At 60.6% G+C, this 13,341-nt stretch carries 14 protein-coding genes; 11 read left to right on the forward strand and 3 right to left on the reverse strand.

What is annotated here, in order from left to right; all coding sequences use genetic code 11:
• The coding region (locus AC6H0N_RS06320; RefSeq protein ID WP_497573250.1) for a hypothetical protein at nt 1-194 on the forward strand (194 nt) is incomplete at its 5' end.
• Nucleotides 195-197: 3 nt separating this feature from the next.
• On the opposite strand, the gene AC6H0N_RS06325 is transcribed toward AC6H0N_RS06320, so the two are convergent.
• The 3 genes from AC6H0N_RS06325 to trxA form a co-directional block, all read right to left on the reverse strand.
• Complete coding sequence (locus AC6H0N_RS06325; RefSeq protein ID WP_497573251.1) at nt 198-1,514, reverse strand: TAXI family TRAP transporter solute-binding subunit; 1,317 nt, start codon at nt 1,512-1,514, stop codon at nt 198-200.
• 40 nt (nt 1,515-1,554) lie between these two features.
• Nucleotides 1,555-2,814: a transcription termination factor Rho gene (rho, locus tag AC6H0N_RS06330; protein WP_497573252.1), complete on the reverse strand. Its 1,260-nt coding sequence runs from the start codon at nt 2,812-2,814 to the stop codon at nt 1,555-1,557.
• A gap of 138 nt (nt 2,815-2,952) precedes the next feature.
• Nucleotides 2,953-3,279: a thioredoxin TrxA gene (gene trxA / locus AC6H0N_RS06335; protein WP_497573253.1), complete on the reverse strand. Its 327-nt coding sequence runs from the start codon at nt 3,277-3,279 to the stop codon at nt 2,953-2,955.
• Nucleotides 3,280-3,565: 286 nt separating this feature from the next.
• Between trxA and fdxA the strand changes: the two genes are divergently transcribed.
• From fdxA to asd, 10 genes are all read left to right on the forward strand, one after another.
• Entirely contained in the window at nt 3,566-3,889 is a 324-nt protein-coding gene (fdxA, locus tag AC6H0N_RS06340) for a ferredoxin FdxA (RefSeq protein WP_497573254.1), read from the forward strand.
• 41 nt (nt 3,890-3,930) lie between these two features.
• Complete coding sequence (locus AC6H0N_RS06345) at nt 3,931-5,598, forward strand: AMP-binding protein (protein ID WP_497573970.1); 1,668 nt, start codon at nt 3,931-3,933, stop codon at nt 5,596-5,598.
• A 61-nt stretch (nt 5,599-5,659) separates the two neighbouring features.
• Nucleotides 5,660-6,796: a chorismate synthase gene (aroC, locus tag AC6H0N_RS06350; protein WP_497573255.1), complete on the forward strand. Its 1,137-nt coding sequence runs from the start codon at nt 5,660-5,662 to the stop codon at nt 6,794-6,796.
• A gap of 10 nt (nt 6,797-6,806) precedes the next feature.
• Nucleotides 6,807-7,964, forward strand: a complete 1,158-nt coding sequence (locus tag AC6H0N_RS06355; protein ID WP_497573256.1) for an MFS transporter — start codon at nt 6,807-6,809, stop codon at nt 7,962-7,964.
• Nucleotides 7,961-8,773: a M48 family metallopeptidase gene (locus AC6H0N_RS06360; protein WP_497573257.1), complete on the forward strand. Its 813-nt coding sequence runs from the start codon at nt 7,961-7,963 to the stop codon at nt 8,771-8,773. The genes AC6H0N_RS06355 and AC6H0N_RS06360 overlap by 4 nt, the downstream gene beginning before the upstream one ends.
• A gap of 64 nt (nt 8,774-8,837) precedes the next feature.
• Nucleotides 8,838-10,247 (forward strand): 3-isopropylmalate dehydratase large subunit, encoded by a 1,410-nt coding sequence (gene leuC, locus AC6H0N_RS06365; RefSeq protein WP_497573258.1) that lies wholly within the window; start codon nt 8,838-8,840, stop codon nt 10,245-10,247.
• Nucleotides 10,248-10,262: 15 nt separating this feature from the next.
• Nucleotides 10,263-10,394: an entericidin A/B family lipoprotein gene (locus AC6H0N_RS06370; RefSeq protein ID WP_497573259.1), complete on the forward strand. Its 132-nt coding sequence runs from the start codon at nt 10,263-10,265 to the stop codon at nt 10,392-10,394.
• Entirely contained in the window at nt 10,394-11,032 is a 639-nt protein-coding gene (gene leuD / locus AC6H0N_RS06375) for a 3-isopropylmalate dehydratase small subunit (RefSeq protein ID WP_497573260.1), read from the forward strand. The genes AC6H0N_RS06370 and leuD overlap by 1 nt, the downstream gene beginning before the upstream one ends.
• Before the next feature lie 33 nt (nt 11,033-11,065).
• Nucleotides 11,066-12,118, forward strand: a complete 1,053-nt coding sequence (leuB, locus tag AC6H0N_RS06380) for a 3-isopropylmalate dehydrogenase (RefSeq protein WP_497573261.1) — start codon at nt 11,066-11,068, stop codon at nt 12,116-12,118.
• 32 nt (nt 12,119-12,150) lie between these two features.
• Nucleotides 12,151-13,284, forward strand: a complete 1,134-nt coding sequence (gene asd, locus AC6H0N_RS06385; RefSeq protein ID WP_497573971.1) for an aspartate-semialdehyde dehydrogenase — start codon at nt 12,151-12,153, stop codon at nt 13,282-13,284.
• The last annotated feature ends 57 nt before the right edge of the window (nt 13,285-13,341 follow it).

Here is a 13,341-nt window from a genome sequence, read left to right on the forward strand (position 1 = left end):
TGAAACAGGCCCGCGCCGATGATAGTGCAGATACCTGTGTGAAAGTAGGTCATCGTCAGACTAACCCCATATGCAAAAAGCCCGCTCAAATCGAGCGGGCTTTTTTGCGTCCACCGCAACCGAAACACGGTCAGTTCAGCGCCCGTGGCATCGCAAGCGTGAAGACCGGAATCACACCAGCGGAAAGGAACTAGGTCTTATGCGGCACGGCCGTGCCGTAGCTTGAAGAGTTTTTCTCTGATGAGTTGGATATGTTCGCGCAACGTATAGAGCTCGCTGTTATAGGAGAGCGGAATGCGCCGATTATTGGCTAGCTCTTCGATGTGATCGAGTTGTTTGAGGTATTCCTCAACTTCTTCGTTGCTGGTCTGTGGATTGAGCCGGCTTTCCAGAAACTTCATCTCCCCATACCAGCGGTAAATGCGGGAACGCATTCGCCACGAATAGACTGCGGGCAGCACACGCGTTAGCGGGATCATTATTGCGATCAGCGGGATGAGCGCGACGAGCAGTCGATCAACAAGAATGGCGAGCCAGAAGGGGAGGTAGCGCTGTAAAAATGGCGGGCCGGTTTCATACAGTCGCTGGGCAACATCGCTGGGAGGCAGATCGCGTCCTGCAAGCTTCGGATACTCCGCAGCCCGCTGGAACAAGCCTGGTGCTGCGTGAATTTCGCGCGCGCTTTGGAGCAACAAACTGATGATGGCAGGGTGGAGATCCGCTCGGGCGATCAAGTTGGCGGATGCTCCGAGCAAATGTACATCTCTCGGGGGGCTGACTTTGACGAGGTCAATTGCGCCTTCCGGGAGTAAGGCAGTATCCAGATGTGGAATGCGTTTGGTATAGGCCGCTGTGTGCTTCAGTTCGGCAATATGGATGCCTGGAGCGCTCAGAAATCGCTGAACTACCGGAGAGTCGGATCCCGAAATGATGAACGCAGCGTCAATCGCGCCGGCAAGTAGTGCATCGGCTGCTTCATTTCCGCCAATCATCTTCAGCCGAGGGCTGTTGAGCGGGACGCCGCTGTCTGCCAGCATTTGCAGTGCGAGAAGCTGGGCACCGCTCCCGGCTTCTCCAATAGCGATGGAGTAGCCATTGATCTGCGCGAGGCGCGTTAGGGGAGCAGGGAGCCGGTGAAATATCCATACCGGTTCAAAATACATACTACCCAACGAAACAAGATCGCGAGAGTCGGGATCATGAGCGATCCCACTCTGTATGAAAGCAAGATCCACGCCCTCTGACATCAGGCCGCTTAGGTTCTCGACGGAGCCGCTGGAGGGTAGCAGCACCAGCTCTACCCCTTCGCGGGCGAGGGCCGTTCGATATAGCTCGCCAAACATGGCATAGCTGCCTCCCTGCGCTCCGGTCATCATCGTGACCGTACGTGGAGGGGCCGGGCGGACGACGCTAAATAACAGCCAGAATGCAAAAATAAGGGCGGCAATGATGCCGAGCACGGTGATGCTGACAAACACGCCCGACTGGTTTCTCAGCCACTGGATGGTGTTCATGGCGCCGTGCTCCTGATTTCAGAGAGAGCTTGTAAAGGTCTTACCCCCTGCGCATTGCATCATAGAACTCGCCGTTGCTCTTGGTCGCCTTGACCTTGTCGAGCAGGAACTCCATCGCGTCCATATCGTCCATGCCGTACAGCAGTTTGCGCAGCACCCAGACCTTCTGCAGGATCTCCGGCTTCATCAGCAGCTCTTCGCGACGCGTGCCGGAGCGGTTAACGTTGATTGCGGGGTACACGCGCTTCTCGGCCATGCGACGCTCAAGGTGCAGTTCCATGTTGCCGGTGCCCTTGAATTCTTCGTAAATCACGTCGTCCATGCGGCTGCCGGTGTCGATCAGGGCAGTGGCAATGATGGTCAGGCTGCCACCTTCCTCGATGTTGCGCGCAGCCCCGAAGAAGCGTTTCGGTTTCTGCAACGCATTGGCGTCAACGCCGCCGGTGAGTACCTTGCCAGAGGCCGGAACGACGGTGTTGTAGGCGCGCGCCAGGCGGGTGAGAGAGTCGAGCAGGATGACGACATCCTTCTTGTGCTCGGTCAGCCGCTTGGCTTTTTCGATGACCATTTCAGCCACCTGTACGTGGCGCGAGGCCGGCTCATCGAAGGTCGAGGCAACGACTTCACCACGCACCGAACGCTGCATCTCGGTGACTTCTTCCGGGCGCTCGTCGATGAGCAGCACGATAACCACGACTTCCGGGTGATTGGAGATCAGAGCGTGGGCGATGTGCTGGAGCATGACCGTCTTGCCGCTCTTGGGCGGGGCAACGAGCAGTCCGCGCTGACCTTTGCCGATGGGGGCAATCATGTCGATGATGCGGCCGGTGATGTTCTCTTCGCCGCGCATGTCGCGTTCGAGCTTGAAACACTCGTTCGGGTGCAGCGGGGTGAGGTTCTCGAAGAGGATCTTGTGCTTGCAGTTCTCGGGTGATTCGCCGTTGATCTTGTCGAGCTTGACCATCGCGAAGTACCGCTCACCGTCCTTCGGGGTGCGGATTTCGCCCTCAATGGTGTCGCCGGTGTGCAGGTTGAAGCGACGGATTTGCGACGGCGACACATAGATGTCGTCGGTTCCGGCGAGGTAGGACGTATCTGGCGAGCGCAAAAAACCAAAGCCGTCGGGCAGCACCTCAAGAGCGCCGTCTCCGTAGATCGGTTCGCCCTTCTTGGCGCGATTCTTCAGCAGGGCGAATACGAGTTCCTGTTTCTTCAGCCTGTTGGCGCCTTCGATACCATTCGAATGGGCCATTTCGAGCAACTGGCTGACGTGGAGGGCTTTGAGCTCCGATAGATGCATGGCGGATTTGAGCGCGGGTGCGCGTAGGTGAGTGTTTCGGGTGGGGTGTGCCTGAGCCGCGGGGAGGTCAAGCCTCGTTTCGGGGGATACAGTCAGGCGTCACGGAGGCCAGCGGGAACCGCTGGCCGGGTGTCGATTTCAGAGGTTGCTGTCGATGAAGGCAGTCAGCTGCGATTTGGACAGCGCGCCGACCTTGGTGGCTTCGACATTTCCGCCCTTGAACAGCATCAACGTCGGGATGCCACGAACGCCGAACTTGGCCGGGGTTTCCTGATTGTCGTCAATGTTGAGTTTGGCGACCTTCAGGCGACCAGCGTATTCCTGAGCTACGTCGTCAAGGATGGGGGCAATCATCTTGCACGGGCCACACCATTCAGCCCAGTAATCCACCAGTACGGGAAGGTTTTCCTGCAGGACTTCAGTATCGAAATTGCTGTCGGTTACGTGATGAATATGCTCGCTCATGATTCCTCGTGAGGGGTCTGGCCGCGGTGTTTGAATTGAATCTGTAGATGCCGGTGTCCGGAAAGGACGGCATGCGGGGCGGGTGTCTGATGGAGCGGAGGTGCCCCGGTTGAAGCCGAAAGTTATGCCAAGGCCGAATCCGCGTCAAGGATTTCCGTGTTGCGATGCTGTCCGGCGGTCGGCTGCGTAGCAAAAATGTGCCGCTGTCGGCTATATTGTTGCCCGTCTTGCGGCACAAAGGTTCAAGTATATCGCCGCATTCTGATATTCGTGGAGACGAAAAGCTATGACTTATGTGGTGACGGAATCCTGTATCCGCTGCAAATATACCGATTGTGTTGATGTGTGCCCGGTGGATTGTTTCCGCGAAGGCCCGAACTTCCTGGTGATCGACCCGGATGAGTGCATCGACTGCACCTTGTGCGTGGCTGAATGCCCTGTCGAGGCGATCTTCGCCGAGGACGATGTGCCAGCTGATCAGCAGCACTTCATCGAGCTCAACGCGGACCTGGCCAAAGATTGGACGCCGATCGTCGAGCGCAAGGACGCGCTGCCGGACGCGGAAGAGTGGGCGGCGGTCAAGGGCAAGCTGGACCAGCTCGAGCGCTGATCCCACGTTGCGGGGCAGGTGACCCGGCTATCGAGGTGCGCATGGAAAGGATCTGGCTGAAGAACTATCCCGCCGACGTGCCGGCGGAGCTCGGTGCTCCTGAGCATGCGTCCGTCGTCGATGTGTTTGAGGAGTCGGTGGCACGCTTCGGCGACAAGCCGGCCTACCTCAACATGGGCAAGGCGCTGACCTATGATGAACTTGATCGACTGTCTGCGGCTTTTGCCGGGTATCTGAGGAACGAGCTTGGGCTGCAGCCAGGCGCGCGCGTCGCGCTGATGATGCCCAACCTCCTGCAGTACCCGGTTGCCTTGTTCGGGGCGTTGCGTGCGGGTTGCGTGGTGGTCAACGTCAATCCCTTGTACACCCCGCGGGAGCTTGAGCACCAGCTGACGGACTCCGGCGCTGAGGTGCTGGTTGTGCTGGAGAACTTTGCGCATACCGTTGAGCGCGTGCGTGATGCTGTTCCGCTGCAGCACGTCATCGTTACCGCGCTGGGGGATCTGCTGGGCAGTGTGAAGGGAACGTTGGTCACCTTCGCTGTGCGTCATGTGCGCAAGATGGTTCCGCCCTGGAGCCTGCCGGGACACGTTCGTTTGAAGGATGCTCTAGCCTTGGGCACCGGCAAGGCCTTTTTGCGCTATCAGCCATCGGCCGACGACGTCGCGTTCCTGCAATACACCGGCGGCACCACCGGACGTGCGAAAGGCGCGGTGCTGACGCATGGCAACGTCGTCGCCAACATGCGGCAGGCGCGTGCGTGGATCCGTTCGCGGGTTGAGGAGGGCGAGGAGCTGATCGTCACGGCTTTGTCGCTCTATCACATCTTTTCGCTGACCGCGAACTGCCTGGTCTATTCAAGTTTCGGCGCGACCAATCTGCTGATCACCAATCCGCGTGACATTCCGGGCTTCATCAAGGAGCTGCGCAAGCACCGCTTCACGGCGATTACCGGCGTTAACACGCTCTTTAATGCCCTGTTGAATCATCCCGATTTCGCGAAGCTCGATTTTTCTGCGCTCAAGATCACGCTAGGAGGCGGCATGGCGGTGCAGCGCCGCGTCGCCGAGCGCTGGCAGGCAGCCACCGGCACGGCACTGGTCGAGGCCTACGGGCTGACCGAGACGTCGCCAGCGGTGAGCATCAACCCGCTCGATCTTGGTGGTTTCAATCACTCGATCGGTCTGCCTCTGCCTTCGACGGAAGTGTCGATCCGGGACGATGCCGGCATGGAGGTGCCTACCGGCGAACCTGGCGAACTGTGTGTCCGGGGCCCGCAGGTGATGCGCGAATACTGGAATCGCCCGGACGAGACGGCCGAGGCCTTCAGTGCTGACGGTTACTTCCGCACCGGTGACATTGCCACCATCGATGAGGGCGGGTACCTCACGGTCGTCGATCGCAAGAAGGACCTCATCATCGTCTCGGGTTTCAACGTGGTGCCCAACGAGATCGAGGATGTCGTCGTCAGCCATCCTGGGGTGCTTGAGGTTGCAGCGGTCGGGGTGCCGGACGAACGTAGCGGTGAAGTGGTCAAGGTCTTCGTCGTGCGCCGCGATCCGGGCCTGACGGAGGCCGCCATCATCGCGCATTGCCGCCAGAGTCTCACCGCTTACAAGGTGCCGCATCAGGTGGAGTTTCGCGATGAGCTGCCGAAGACCAATGTCGGCAAGATCCTGCGCCGGCAGCTGCGCGACGCCCCGGCCTGAGTCCCGCGTAGCGGCGTGATAGAATCAGCGCCCTTGATTCGACCGCCCGCGCGAGTTCTCCATGTCCGGCAATACCCAAGGCAAGCTCTTCAGCTTTACTTCTTTCGGCGAGTCGCATGGTCCGGCGATCGGCTGTGTGGTCGACGGCTGCCCGCCGGGTCTGGCGATCTCCGTCGAAGACATCCAGAGTGAACTCGACCGACGCAAGCCTGGCACCTCTCGCCACGTCACACAGCGTCGCGAGCCGGACGAGGTCGAAATCCTCTCGGGCGTGTTTGAAGGCCTGACCACCGGCACCCCGATTGCGCTGCTGATCCGTAACCAGGATCAGCGCTCGAAGGACTACGGAAACATTGCCGAGACCTTCCGCCCCGGTCACGCCGATTACCCCTACTGGCAAAAATACGGCATCCGCGATCACCGTGGAGGTGGCCGTTCGTCGGCGCGTGAGACGGCCGTACGGGTGGCGGCTGGGGCGATTGCCCGAAAGTGGCTGCGCGAGCAGTACGGTGTGGTGATTCGTGGCTACATGGCCGCGCTTGGTCCTGTCGATATTCCCTTCATCGATTGGGCCGAAGTCGATCGTAATCCCTTCTTCGCACCCAACGCCGAGATCGCGCCGAAGCTCGAAGCTTTCATGGACGACTTGCGCAAGTCGGGCGATTCGGTCGGCGCGCGTATCAATGTCGTCGCTACGGGGTTGCCCGTCGGCTGGGGTGAGCCGGTGTATGACCGGCTGGACGCCGATATCGCTTACGCGATGATGAATATCAACGCCGTCAAGGGCGTCGAGATCGGCGCCGGTTTCGCGTCGGTGTCGCAGCGTGGCACTGAGCATTCCGACGAGATCGCGCCCGAGGGTTTCCTGTCGAACAACGCCGGCGGTGTGTTGGGCGGCCTGTCTACCGGGCAGGACATCATTGTCAGCATGGCGATCAAGCCGACCTCCAGCATTCGGCTGGATCGCCGCTCGATCGACAAGCAGGGCAATGCGGTCATCGTCAACACCCATGGTCGCCACGACCCGTGCGTCGGTATCCGTGCCACGCCAATTGCCGAGGCCATGCTCGCCCTCGTGCTGATGGACCACGCGCTGCGTCATCGCGCGCAATGCGCTGACGTGCGCACGTCCACGCCGGTCGTGCCGCGTCTTGCCCCCGAGGGCCGCCAGACTCCGCCTGCACCGACGGAGGGCTGAGCGCGCGGCCATGCTTCCCTACTGGCGGCTGTCGGCGTACTACTTTTTCTATTTTGGCTTCGTCGGCGCATTCTCTCCGTACTTCACGTTGTATCTGCAATCGCTGGAGTATTCGGCCACCGACATTGCGGTGCTGATGTCGGTGATGCAGGTGATGCGTGTGTTGGCCCCCAATCTGTGGGGCTGGCTGGCCGAGCGAACCGGTCTGCGTGTGCCCATCGTGCGCGCTTCCGCCATCGCCAGCCTAGCGGGCTTCTGTTTGTTCTTCACGACGACCGAGTTCGCCGGCATGTTTGCGGCGATGGTGCTGATGGCCTTCTTCTGGAGTGCCGCGCTGCCGCTGGTCGAGAGCCTGACCTTCTCTCATCTCGGTACGCTGGGCCATCATTACGGACGCATCCGGTTGTGGGGTTCGGTGGGGTTCATCGTGGCCGTTGTCGGTCTGGGCCATCTGCTGGATTTTGTTCGCATCGAGGCCGTGCTGATCGTCATTGCAGCGATCCTGTGCGGCATTGTGCTGTGCAGCTTTGCCTTGCCCGAAGCAACTCGACGTAGCGGTGGCCGAGGCAGGGCACGCCTGGGCGAGACCTTGCGGCGGCGTGAGGTGCGTGCGCTGCTCGGTGCCTGCTTCTTCATGGCTGCCGCGCACGGCGCGATGTACGTGTTCTACTCGATCCATCTCGCCGAGCATGGCTACGGCAAGGCCGTGATCGGGTGGATGTGGGCGCTGGGCGTCATTGCGGAGATCGGCGTGTTCTTGATCATGCCCGGTCTTGCGAAACGTTTCGGCATGCGCGCGATCCTGCTGTTTTCACTGGCTGCGGTTGTCCTTCGTTTTCTCATGGTGGGTTGGGGGGCGAACAGTCTCACGGTGCTGTTGCTCGCGCAGCTGTTGCATGGTGTGACTTTCGGCGCCAATCACGCGGCCGCCATTGCGATGATCAACCGCTGGTTTCCCGGGCGTTTGCAGGCCCACGGACAAGCCCTATACGGCAGTCTGTCGTTCGGAGCGGGCGGCATGCTGGGCGGTCTGATCAGTGGCGTGAGCTGGGACACCATTGGTGCCGCCTGGACGTTTACGCTGGGATCTAGTTTCGGTTTGGTTGGTCTGATATGGCTGATGACTGGCTGGCGCAGTGCCGGCCCGGTTCAAGAGGAGGAAAAATGAAATCCGTGCTGAGAAGTTCACTGTGTGTGGTTGCAGTCGGGGTGCTGGCTGCTTGCCAGTCCGTGCAGACCACCGGGGGCGGTGCGGTCGGCGTGAGCCGCAGTCAGATGATGATGGTGTCGGCCTCCGAGATCGAGCAGGTGTCTGCCAAGCAGTACGACGAAGTGTTGGCCGAGGCGCGCAAGCAGGGCGCGCTCAATCGCGATGCGCGTCAGCTTGAGCGCGTGCGTGGCATCACCAAGCGCCTGGTGACGCAGGTCGCGGCCTTCCGCCAGGATGCGCTCGGCTGGCAGTGGGAAACCAACGTGATTCAATCTGACGAGCTCAACGCCTGGTGCATGGCGGGCGGCAAGATGGCCATCTATTCGGGTTTGATCGAGCAACTCAAGCTGACCGATGACGAGATCGCAGCCGTGATGGGCCACGAGATCGCCCATGCGCTGCGCGAACATGCACGCGAGCGCGTATCGCGCTCGATGGCAACCGGAATTGGCGTTTCCGTCGTCGGTGCCGTGCTTGGTGCCGGCGCCGTTGGGCAGGACCTGATGGGGAGGGTGGCCAACGTTACTTTCGAGCTGCCGCACTCGCGTCTGCACGAGACAGAAGCTGACCGCATCGGTGTGGAATTGGCCGCGCGGGCCGGATATGACCCGCGGGCGGCCGTGTCGCTATGGAACAAGATGGCCACGCGTTCGGCCGGTGCGCCGCCGCAGTGGCTGTCGACCCACCCGGGGCACGCTGAGCGTCAGCGCGAACTTGCGGTTGCAAGTGAGCGCGTCATGCCGCTCTATCAGGCTGCAAAGCGCTAGGCTCAATCTGGTCAGTCCAGCCGCGCTGTGAAATAATCAATGACTTTTTTCGTTGGACGTTTGCATGAACGCGCGCACCTTGTATGACAAATTGTGGGATGCCCACCTGGTCCGGCAGGAGGCCGACGGCACGGCGCTGATCTATATCGATCGCCATCTCGTGCACGAGGTCACCAGCCCGCAGGCATTCGAGGGGCTGAAGCTGGCCCACCGCAAACCGTGGCGCATTCAATCGATTGTTGCGACGGCCGATCACAATACGCCGACCGACCACTGGGACATGGGGATCCAGGATCCCGTGTCGCGCCAGCAGGTTGAGACGCTGGACGCCAATATCCGCGAAGTCGGGGCACTGGCTTACTTCCCGTTCAAGGACGCGCGCCAGGGCATCGTGCACGTCATCGGACCGGAGAACGGCGCCACCCTGCCGGGCATGACCGTGGTGTGCGGGGATTCGCACACGTCCACACACGGCGCCTTCGGCTGTCTGGCGCACGGCATCGGCACTTCCGAAGTCGAGCATGTGCTCGCCACGCAATGTCTGCTGCAGAAGAAATCGAAGAGCATGTTGGTGCACGTGGATGGCGAACTGTCGCGCGGCGTGACGGCCAAGGACATCGTGCTGGCCATCATCGGCAAGATCGGTACGGCCGGTGGCACGGGCTACGCCATCGAGTTCGGTGGCAGTGCGCTTCGCGCTCTGTCGATGGAAGGGCGCATGACGATCTGCAACATGGCTATCGAGGCCGGTGCGCGTGCCGGTATGGTGGCGGTTGACCAGATCACCATTGACTACGTAAAAGGTCGTCCCTTTGCGCCGACCGGAGCGGAGTGGGACAAGGCCGTGAATTACTGGCGCACTCTGCATTCGGACGACGGAGCGCAGTTCGACTGCGTGGTCGAGCTTGATGCAGCCGAGATCGAGCCGCAGGTAACCTGGGGTACCTCGCCCGAGATGGTCACCACCATCGGCGGATGCGTGCCAGATCCGGCTGGTATCGATGATCCGGTGCGTCGCGAGAGCACCGAGCGTGCGCTCAAATACATGGGCCTGACCCCGAATACGCCGATGACCGAGATCCCGGTCGATCAGGTGTTCATCGGCTCCTGTACCAATTCGCGCATTGAAGATCTGCGTGAGGCTGCGGCCGTCGTGAAGGGCCGCAAGAAGGCCGACAACGTGCGCCGGGTGCTGGTCGTGCCGGGCTCCGGCCTGGTCAAGCGTCAGGCTGAAGAAGAGGGACTCGATCAGATCTTCATCGAGGCCGGCTTTGAGTGGCGTGAGCCGGGATGCTCGATGTGTCTGGCGATGAACGCCGACCGGCTGGAGCCGGGTGAGCGTTGTGCCTCGACGTCGAACCGCAACTTCGAGGGGCGGCAGGGCGCCGGCGGGCGGACGCATCTGGTGAGTCCGGCAATGGCCGCGGCCGCGGCCGTGAATGGTCACTTCGTGGATGTGCGTCAGATCAACTGAACCGGCGAGGCTGAGATGAATAACGTGATGCGTTTTCTGTTGCTGGCGCTGCTTGCCGGGCTTTTTCTTTCCGCGTGCAATACCGTCCAGGGCTTTGGCAAGGACATCGAGAAGGGTGGTGAAGCCATCCAAAAGGCAGTGAAGTAATGAAACCATTCAATACCCTTGATGGGCTGGTCGCGCCGCTCGATCGTGCGAACGTCGATACCGATGCGATCATCCCCAAGCAATTTCTGAAATCGATCAAGCGCAGCGGCTTTGGCCCGAACCTGTTCGACGAGTGGCGTTACCTCGACGTTGGACAACCAGGTCAGGACAACACTGACCGACCGAAGAACCCTGACTTCGTGCTGAATCAACCGCGCTACGAGGGCGCGCAGGTGTTGCTGGCCCGCGCTAACTTCGGTTGCGGCAGTTCGCGCGAACATGCGCCGTGGGCGCTGGAGGATTTCGGCTTCCGCGTCATCATCGCTCCCAGCTTTGCCGATATCTTTTTCAACAACAGCTTCAAGAACGGGCTGTTGCCGATCGTGCTGCCGGCTGACGTGGTGGAGGTGCTGTTTCGCGAGTGTGAGGCGGCCGAGGGTTACCGTCTGCTTGTTGATCTGGCCACGCAGACCATTACGCGCCCGAATGGCGAGCAGATCACTTTTGAAGTTGATGCTTTTCGCAAGGAATGCCTGCTCAACGGCTGGGACGACATCGGCCTGACGCTGCTTCATGCTGACGAAATCAAGGCATTCGAGGCGCGCCGCCGCGCCGAGCATTCGTATTATTTTTCCTGAGCCTTCTGGCTCGGACGACTGGAGATTGTTTCAATGAAGATTTGCATTGCCCCGGGTGACGGTATCGGCCCGGAGATCATGGCTGAAGCAGTTCGCGTGCTGACGGCGCTCGATCTCAAGATGGAATTCGAAGAAGCTCAGGTCGGTGGTTGCGCCGTCGACGCCACGGGCGATCCGTTGCCGGAAGCTTCGCAGAAGCTGGTCAAGGAAGCCGACGCCATTCTGCTCGGCGCTGTCGGTGGTCCGAAGTGGGACAACCACCCGCGCGAGCAGCGCCCGGAGCGCGGTTTGCTGCGCATCCGCAAGGATCTGAACCTGTTTGCCAACTTCCGTCCGGCAATTCTGTATCCGGAGCTGGCCAACGCGTCTTCGCTCAAGCCGGACATCGTGGCGGGTCTGGATATCCTGATCGTGCGCGAGCTCACCGGCGATATCTATTTCGGTCAGCCGCGCGCGATCGAAATGCGCAATGGCGAGCGCTATGGCTTCAACACCATGCATTACTCGGAGAGCGAGATTCGCCGCATCGGCCGTGTCGCGTTCGAGGCCGCACGCAAGCGCAATAAGCGCCTGTGCTCCGTTGACAAGATGAACGTGCTCGAGACCTCGCAGCTGTGGCGCGAAGTCATGATCGAACTGTCGCCAGAATTCCCGGACGTCGAGTTGACCCACATGCTGGTCGACAACGCCGCCATGCAACTGGTGCGCAATCCCAAGCAGTTCGACGTGATCGTCACCGGCAACATGTTCGGCGACATCCTGTCGGATGAAGCGGCCATGCTTACCGGTTCGATCGGCATGCTGCCGTCGGCCTCGCTCGACGAGAACGGCAAGGGCATGTACGAGCCTTCGCATGGTTCGGCGCCGGACATCGCCGGTAAAGGGTTGGCGAACCCGCTCGCCACCATTCTTTCGGCTGCGATGATGCTGCGCTACACCTTTGCAATGGAAGATGAGGCGCGTCGCATCGAGAACGCGGTCAAGAAGGTGTTGTCGCAGGGCTATCGCACCGGCGACATCTTCGAGCCGGGAATGAATCGTGTCGGTACCAGCGAGATGGGTGATGCCGTACTCGCGGCCCTTTGATCGGGGCAGGACGAACAAGCAGGGGAAGTGAAATGAACAAGGTGGGTCTGGTTGGCTGGCGTGGCATGGTGGGTTCCGTGCTGATGCAGCGCATGGAAGAAGAGGGTGATTTCGCCCGCATCGAGCCGGTGTATTTCTCGACTTCGAATGCCGGAGGCAAGGCGCCGGTGTTCGGCGGCAAGCAGGGCGCTGGTACGTTGCAGGATGCGACGGACATCAATGCATTGTCGGCCTGCGACATCATCGTGACCTGCCAGGGCGGCGACTACACCAAGGAAGTCTTCCCCAAGCTGCGCGCCGCCGGCTGGGACGGCCACTGGATCGATGCTGCTAGTGCCTTGCGCATGGCAGATGATGCGGTGATCGTCCTCGATCCCGTAAACCGTCATGTCATCGACGCTGCGCTGGACAAGGGCGGTCGTAACTGGATTGGTGGCAACTGCACGGTCTCCCTGATGTTGATGGGGCTGGGCGGCTTGTTCAAGGCAGGTGTGGTCGAGTGGGTTTCGGCCATGACCTATCAGGCGGCCTCAGGCGCAGGCGCGCAGAATATGCGCGACCTCATTTCGCAGATGGGGATGCTGCGTGACGCAGTGGCCGATGAGTTGGCCGATCCGCGTTCGGCCATTCTGGATATCGACCGCAAGGTTATCGAGACCATGCGTTCGCCGGACTTTCCGGTACAGAATTTCCGCGGTGCTGCGTTGGCCGGCAGCCTCATTCCGTGGATTGACGTGCCGGTTGAGCACGGCCAGTCGAAAGAAGAATGGAAGGGTGGCGCCGAATGCAACAAGATTCTCGGCAATCCTCCGTTCCGCAGCTCTGGTAGCGTGCCGATCGACGGGCTGTGCGTGCGCATTGGTGCAATGCGTTGCCATTCGCAAGCTTTGACGATCAAGTTGAAGAAAGATATCCCGCTCGATGAAGTGAGCAAAATCATTGAGAGTGCAAATGAATGGGTGAAGGTCGTGCCCAACGAGCGCGAAGTCACCGAGCGTGAGCTCACACCGGCGGCTGTAACCGGCACCTTGTCCATTCCGGTCGGCAGACTGCACAAGATGGCGATGGGCCCGGAATATCTGGGCGCTTTCACCGTTGGCGACCAGCTTCTCTGGGGTGCTGCCGAGCCTCTGCGTCGTATGCTCGGCATTCTGCTCGAGCGCTGAGTATTCCCATTGGTGCGGGGGTGGCCGTTCGAGCCACTTCCGCCCTGTCGGTCGCAG

The sequence above is a fragment of the Pseudazoarcus sp. NS34 genome (genome assembly GCF_059703725.1).